Origin of the sequence: Pseudomonas sp. SIMBA_068, from assembly GCF_046534705.1 — a bacterium.
Classification (GTDB): domain Bacteria; phylum Pseudomonadota; class Gammaproteobacteria; order Pseudomonadales; family Pseudomonadaceae; genus Aquipseudomonas; species Aquipseudomonas putida.
Genome location: NZ_JAWRYI010001373.1, coordinates 1 through 244, shown reverse-complemented (window position 1 = coordinate 244; position 244 = coordinate 1). Strand labels below are relative to the sequence as shown.

Genomic DNA, 244 nt, shown 5'->3' with positions numbered 1-244 from the left:
CTTTGACCTTGCTGCTAAGGATGTGTACGCCCAGCACGGGCGCGAAGAACACCGCCACCACCCACGACACGATCAGCGCCACGGCAATCACGGCAAACAGGGTGTAGGTATATTCACCGGCCGAACTGGCGTTCAGGCCGATCGGCACGAAACCGGCCACAGTCACCAGGGTGCCGGTCAGCATGGGGAAGGCTGTGGAGGTGTAGGCAAAGGTTGCCGCCTGCTCCTTGCTTTCACCCATCTC

At 61.1% G+C, this 244-nt stretch carries 1 protein-coding gene; it reads right to left on the bottom strand.

Annotated features, from left to right (window positions below; all coding sequences use genetic code 11):
• On the bottom strand, positions 1–244 hold a 244-nt coding region (locus SB756_RS34115), incomplete at both ends, for a hypothetical protein (protein ID WP_410913759.1).